The sequence below is a fragment of the Nocardia nepalensis genome (assembly GCF_048910785.1).
Classification (GTDB): domain Bacteria; phylum Actinomycetota; class Actinomycetes; order Mycobacteriales; family Mycobacteriaceae; genus Nocardia; species Nocardia nepalensis.
Window position 1 is genome coordinate 1 of the sequence record NZ_JBKBET010000045.1, and the last position, 7,139, is coordinate 7,139.

General features: G+C 67.9%; 1 protein-coding gene. It reads right to left on the minus strand.

Annotated features, from left to right (window positions below; genetic code table 11):
* Window positions 1-7,139 (minus strand): SDR family NAD(P)-dependent oxidoreductase (locus ACHQ4I_RS43205; RefSeq protein ID WP_476445425.1); only part of this gene is annotated, 7,139 nt, incomplete at both ends.

Sequence of the window (7,139 nt, forward strand, 5' to 3'; positions counted from 1 at the left end):
CGGCGAGGTCGGTCACGCCCGCGCCGACCTCGAGCACGACTCCGGCGCCTTCACCGCCCAACGACGGGTTCTGGCCGGGATACATTCCCAACGCCACCAACACATCCCGGAAGTTGACGCCCACCGCGCGGACCGCGATCCGCACCTGCCCGGGTTCCAACGGTGCCTGCCCCGCCGGCCACGGCTGTAGCGACACGTCCTGCAGCGTGCCGGTCCCGCCCGCGGCCAACCGCCACGGCGCATCCCCGACCGGCACGGCCGCCATCGCCGGCACCGGTGTCAGTCGGGCACCGTGGGTGATGCCGTGGCGCAGCATCAGCTGCGGTTCACCGGCCTGCGCCAGCGCGGCCAGCGGCACCGCACCCACCACACCGTGATCGAGATCGACGCCTTCATCGGTGTCGAGCAACACGATCCGGCCCGGGTACTCGGCTTGCGCCGAACGCACCATCCCCCACACCGCCGCAGCAGCCAGATCGGTGACATCCTCACCAGGCGGGCTGACCGCACCATGGGTGAGCACCATCAACACACCCGAGCGTTCCACGCTCAGCCAGTCCTGCAACACCGCCAGCACCGCATGCGTGGCCGCATACACCGAACCCACCACATCCTCCACACCGGAGGACAACTCCCACACCACCACACCCGCATCAGCAGCGTCGGTATCCGCGGCATCAGCGTCGGCACTCTGGGTGCCGACGTCGGCGCTGTGGGTTTCTGTGGTGTGCGGGGTCCAGGAGCGGGCCGAGGAAGGAGTGGAGTCGGGGAGGGTCGTCAGTGGTGTCCAGGTCAGTTCCAGCAGGTCGCTGCCCGGTGTAGTGGTGGTTTGTAGTGCGGCGTGGAGTTGTTCGGTGGTGACGGGTCGGGTGTTCACCGTGCCGGTCAGGACCGGTTTGCCGGTGGTGTCGGCCAGTCGTACGGCCAGGGCACCATCGGCGCTGCTGCTCAGGTGAACACGCAGGCGGGTGGCACCCACCGCGTCGAGACGGACCTGCCCCCAGCTGAACGGGAGCCGCAGTTCGAGATCGTCGGTCGCGGCTCCGGTGTAGGTCGCGGCCCAGGCGGCGTGCAGTGCGGTGTCGAGCAGGGCAGGATGGATGCCCATCCCGGTGACATCGAGTTCCTCGGGGACCGCGACCTCGGCGTAGACGTCCGCGCCGTACCGCCACGCCGATTGCAGACCCTGGAACGCCGGCCCGTACTGGTAACCGTGTCGGGTCAGCCAGTCGTACACGCCGGAGACCTGCACCGGTTCGGCACCGGCCGGTGGCCACTGCGCCAGATCCACCATCGACGATGCCGGTGTCGGTTGTTCGGTGGTGAGGACGCCTTCGGCGTGCAGGGTCCAGTCGGTATCGGTTTGAGTGTCACGGGTGTACACCGAAACCGACCATCCGGCCGAGTCGTCCCGGCCGCTCACCAGGACCTGGAGCTGCACGCTGCGGTCTTCGGTGAATACCAGTGGTGCCAGCAGGGTCAGTTCCTGGATCGTGGTGGCGCCGACCTCGTCACCGGCCCGCAACGCCAGTTCCACGAACCCTGATCCGGGGAACAACACCACACCGGCCACGGCGTGATCGGCCAGCCACGGTTGGGTGGTGAGTGAGAGTCGTCCGGTCAGTGCGACCGCACCGGACTCGGGTTGCTGCACCACCGCACCCAGCAACGGGTGTTCGGCTCCGACCAGTCCCGCGCTGGCCACATCGGCGCCACCGAGCCCGGTACTGGCCAGCCAAAACCGTTGCCGCTGGAACGCATACGTCGGCAACCCGACCCGCCGCGGTGTAGTGGTGTAAACCTTCGTCCAATCGACGGGCGCCCCCGCGACGTAGGCGTGGCCCACCGATTTCCAGAACCGATCCAGCCCACCCTCGTCACGACGCAGTGATCCGGTCACGGTCACCGCGGTCTCGAGACCGGCGGCGGTGTCTTCCATCGCCAACGCCAGCAACGGGTGCGGACTGCACTCGATGAACGTGGTGAACCCGGCCCCGATCAACGACTGCGCGGCCTGACCGAACAGGACCGGTTCACGCACATTGTCGAACCAGTAACGGGTGTTCAATCCCGTGGTGTCGAACAGCTCACCGGTCACCGTCGAATAGAACGGGATCTTCGACGGTGTCGGGGTCAGATCCGCGAGCAGTTCGAACAGTTCCTCGCGCAGCGCGTCGACCTTGGCGGTGTGTGCCGCGAAATTGACCTCGGGCACCACCCAACGCAACACTTTTTGCTCGGACAGGGTGCGCTGGAGCCGCTCCAACGCGTCGGGGGAACCGGAAACGACAACCGACCGTGGCCCGTTGATCGCAGCAATGGACACCTCGTTGGCGAGGGGCTCGATCCATTGACGGACCCGTTCGACCGAATCGACGATCGACACCATCTCCCCCGCGCCCGACAACTGCACCAGCAATCGGCTGCGCAGTGCCACGATCATGGCGGCCTCGCGCAGCGTGAGCGCTCCGGCCACATAGGCGGCGGCGACTTCACCTTGGGAGTGTCCGACCACGGCATCGGGAGTGACGCCGGCCGATTGCCACATCTGTGCCAGCGACACCATGATCGCCCACAACACCGGTTGGACCACATCGACCCGGTCGAGCCCGGGAGCGTGGTCGGCCCCGGTGATCACATCGGTCAGCGACCAGTCCACGAACTCCGCCAACGCTTCCTCACAGCAGCGGATCTGCTCGGCGAACACCGGTGAGGACTGCAACAACTCCGCACCCATCCCGGCCCATTGCGAGCCCTGCCCGGGGAACACCAACACAGCTTTGCCCGGTGTGGTGGTGCGACCGGTGACCACATCAGGTCCCGGTTGCCCCGAAGCCAACCCGGCCAACCCGGCCAGCAGGGCCTCACGATCAGCACCCACCACCACCGCACGATGCTCGAACACCGCACGGGTAGTAGCCAACGCAGACCCCACCGACACGACATCCAGGTCGTCCTCGGAGTCTTCCTCGGCACGCACCCACTGCGCCAACCGGGCAGCCTGCGCGGCCAGGGCTTGGCTGGTCTTGCCCGATACCAGCCACGGCACCACCCCCAACCCCACACCCGCCACCGGATCGGGGGTATCGGCCGGTTCGAGGGTATCGGCCGGTGTGGGCTCGTCGGCTTGTTCGAGGATGACGTGGGCGTTGGTGCCACTGACGCCGAAGGAGGACACCGCGGCCCGGCGCGGCCGGCCGTCGCTGACCGGCCACGGTCGGGCGTCGGTGAGCAGCGATACCGCGCCGGTGGTCCAGTCCACGTGGGGGCTGGGTGCGTCGACGTGCAGTGTTTTGGGCATCGTTTCGTGCCGCATGGCCTGCACCATCTTGATGACGCCGGCGACACCGGCCGCGGCCGAGGTGTGGCCCATGTTGGATTTGATCGACCCCAGCCAAACGGGTCGATCCGCGGGCCGGTTCTGGCCGTAGGTCGCCAACAAGGCTTGCGCTTCGATGGGATCACCCAGGACCGTGCCGGTGCCGTGGCCTTCCACCACATCGACCCCGCTCGCGTCGATGCCCGCACTGGCCAACGCGGCACGGATCACCCGCTGCTGGGAGGGCCCGTTGGGTGCGGTCAACCCGTTGGAGGCACCGTCCTGGTTGACCGCCGACCCACGCACCACCGCCAACACCTGATGGCCCTTGGCCCTCGCGTCGGCCAGCCGCTCGACCACGAGCACACCGACGCCTTCGGAGAACCCGGTGCCGTCGGCGGCACCGGCATACGGTTTGCAGCGGCCATCGGCGGCCAGGCCGCGCTGGCGGCTGAATTCCAGGAACATCGCGGGGGTCGGCATCACGGTCACGCCACCGGCAAGCGCCAGGTCGCATTCCCCGGCCCGCAGCGACTGCACGGCCAGGTGCAATGCCACCAGCGACGACGAGCACGCCGTGTCCACCGACACCGCCGGGCCCTCCAAACCCAACACATAGGCCACTCGGCCCGACGCCACACTCGAGGTTTGACCGGTCGCCGCGAACCCGTCCAGGCCCTCGACGGAGGCACCGATCCCGTATCCCTGGGCCATGATGCCGGTGAATACTCCGGTCGCCGAGCCGGCCAGTGTGGTGGGGTCGATTCCGGCGTCTTCCAAGGCTTCCCAGGAGGTTTCCAGCAGCAGTCGTTGCTGGGGGTCCATCGCCAAGGCTTCACGCGGGCTGATCCCGAAGAACCCGGCATCGAAATCGCCTGCGGCATCCAGGAATCCGCCCGAGCGGGTGTAGGACTTACCCGCCGCGGCCGGGTCGGGGTCGAACAGACCCTCCACATCCCAGCCTCGGTCGGTCGGGAAACCCGACACCACATCGCGGCCGTCGGCCACCATCTCCCACAAGCCTTGCCCGGAGTCGACTCCGCCGGGGAACCGGCACCCGATCCCCACGATCGCGACCGGTTCGTCCACACCCAGACGCGCCGAGGTCACCGACCGCACCGCCTGCGGCGGGGTCCATCCGCTCAACTGCTCGTGAAGATAGCCGGCCAGCGCGGTGGGGGTGGGGTAGTCGAAGATCAGGGTGGGGGTCAGGGTCAGACCGGTGCTGGTTTGCAGCCGGTTGCGTAGTTCCACCGCGGTCAGCGAGTCGAACCCGAGGTCCTTGAACGCTTGACGGGCATCGATACCGGCGGTGTCGGTGTAGCCCAACGCGATCGAGGCCTGGGTGCACACCAACTCGGTCAGCAGTCGACGTTGTTCGTCGCTGCTGAGCCCGTGCAACCGCTGCGCCAGCTCCGACCGCGCCGCCGCGGTGCTGGTTTCCACCGTGCGTCGCCGTGGCGTACCGACCAGGACACCGAACAGCGGTGGCAGGAACGCGGCAACGGTGCGGTCGCGCAGCATGCGGTAGTCGAGGCGGGCGGTGGCCACCGCGGGATGGTCGGCGACCAACGCGGCATCGAACAACGCCACCGCTTCTTCCACACTCATCGGCACCACACCGGTGCGTTTGAGGCGCGCCAGGTCACGGTCGCTGAGGTGTCCGGTCATGGCACTGGACTGGGCCCACTGACCCCACGCCAGCGACATGCCCGGCAACCCACCAGCCCGCCGATGGCTGGCCAGCGCGTCGAGGAACACGTTGGCCGCCGCGTAGTTGCCCTGCCCGGGCGAGCCCACGGTGCCGGCCATCGACGAGAACACCACGAACGCGGCCAGATCCCGTTCCTGGGTCAGTTGGTGCAGGTTCCAGGCCGCGTCGACCTTGGCTCGTAGCACCGTGTCCACCCGTTCGGGTGTCAGCGAGGTGATGACCGCGTCATCGAGCACTCCCGCGGCGTGGATGACCGCGCTCAACGGCGGGCACTGCCCCAGCACGTCGGTGAACAAACGTGTCGCGGCCTCGCGATCGGCCACATCACACGCCACCACCTGTACTTGGGCGCCCGCGGCACGCAACTCCGCCACCAGCTCGGTGGCGCCTTCGGCGTCACCACCGTGGCGGCTGACCAACACCACATGCCCCACCCGGTAGGCGCCGACCACATGACGGGCCAACGCGGCACCGGCCATCCCGGTACCACCGGTGATCAACACCGTGCCCGCAGCGATCGCCGCCAGCAGACCTCCGGCCGGCGCATCCCCGGCCGGCGCACTCGCCATGGCGGGTACGGGTGTCAGTCGGGCGCCGTGAGCGATGCCGTGGCGCAGCATCAGCTGCGGTTCACCGGCCTGGGCCAGCGCGGCGAGGGCCACCGCACCCACCACACCGTGATCGAGATCGACGTCTTCATCGGTGTCGAGCAACACGATCCGGCCCGGATGCTCGGCTTGCGCCGAACGCACCATCCCCCACACCGCCGCAGCAGCCAGATCGGTGACATCCTCACCAGGCGGGCTGACCGCACCATGGGTGAGCACCATCAACACACCCGACCGTTCCGCGCTCAACCAGTCCTGCAACACCGCCAGCACCGCATGCGTGGCCGCATACACCGAACCCACCACATCCTCCACACCGGAGGACAACTCCCACACCACCACACCCGCATCAGCAGCGTCGGTATCCGCGGCATCAGCGTCGCCACTGTGAGTATCGGCGTCGACGCTGTCGGTTTCTGTGGTGTGCGGGGTCCAGGAGCGTATCGAGGAGGGGGTCGGGTCGGTGAGGGTCAGTGGTGTCCAGGTCAGTTCCAGCAGGCCTGTGCCCGGTGTAGTGGCGGTGTGTAGTGCGGCCTGGAGTTGTTCGGTGGTGACAGGTCGGGTGTTCACCGTGCCGGTCAGGACCGGCATACCGGAGGTGTCGGCCAGTCGTACGGCCAGAGCACCGTTGGCGCTGCTGGCCAGGTGGACGCGCAGGCGGGTGGCACCCACCGCGTCGAGACGGACTCCTCCCCAGCTGAACGGCAGCCGCAGTTCGAAACCGTCGATCGCGGCCCCGTCATCGATCGGGGTGCTGGTGTAGGCCACGGCCCAGGCGGCGTGCAGCGCGGCATCGAGCAGGGCAGGATGGATGCCCATCCCGGTGACATCGAGTTCCTCGGGGACCGCGACCTCGGCATAGACATCCGCGCCGTACCGCCACGCCGACTGCAGACCCTGGAACGCCGGCCCGTACTGGTAACCGTGTCCGGTCAGCCAGTCGTACACACCGGAGACCTGCACCGGCTCGGCACCCGCCGGAGGCCACTGCGCCAGATCCACCACCGGTGTCGACGATGCCGGTGTCGATGGTGTCGGTTGTTGGGTGGTGAGGATGCCTTCGGCGTGCAGAGTCCAGTCGGTGTCGGTTTGGGTGTCGCGGGTGTACACCGAGACCGTCCATCCGGCCGAGTCGTCTCTGCTGTTCACGAGGACCTGCAGCTGGACACTGCGGTCCTCGGTGAATACCAGTGGTGCCAGCAGGGTCAGTTCCTGGATCGTGGTGGCACCGACCTCGTCACCGGCCCGCAACACCAACTCCACGAATCCTGATCCGGGGAACAACACCACACCGGCCACGGCATGATCGGCCAGCCACGGCTGCGTTCCCAACGACAGCCTGCCGGTGACGACAACGCCACCGGATTCCGGAGACCCAACCACTGCCCCCACCAATGGATGACCGGTCCCCGACAATCCCAACCATTCCGGATCGCCATGACCGACCGCCACCGTGTCCAGCCAAAACCGTTGCCGCTGGAACGCATACGTCGGCAGC